Here is a 475-nt window from a genome sequence, read left to right on the forward strand (position 1 = left end):
GGGGACCGGGCCATCACCGGCGCCGTCCGTGCCGCAGCGTACCGGCGGGACCGCCAGTCTGTCGCGAAGCGGGCTTCCCATGCCGTCTCAGAGCGAACGGTCAGCCTCCGCCCTGCGCCCGACACCATGGCTTACCTCACGGCACTGGTTCCGGCCGCGCAGGGCGTCGCCGCCTACGCAGCCCTCACCCGCCACGCCGAGGCACTTAAGTCTTCTGGCGATGAACGTCCAAAGGGCGCGATCATGGCCGACGCCCTCGTCGAACGCGTCACCGGCACCCCGGGCGGGATCAACGGGGTCGAGATCCAGCTTGTGATGACCGACCGCACCCTCTTCCAAGGCGACAGTGAACCAGCCAGACTCACCGGCTACGGCGTCGTCCCCGGCAGCTGGGCCAGAAACGCGGTCATGGGAGCGTTTCGCTCAGAGCCTGTCGGCAGGGAAACAGCACCCCTGGAGAGTGCTGGGTTCAAGG

The 475-nt window shown here is 68.4% G+C and carries 1 pseudogene; it reads left to right on the forward strand.

Annotation, left to right across the window (positions count from 1 at the left end):
• A pseudogene (locus tag AC5RUQ_RS20940) lies at window positions 1–475 on the forward strand (HNH endonuclease); the annotation flags it as partial.

It is taken from the genome of Arthrobacter sp. MDT2-3 (genome assembly GCF_059090465.1).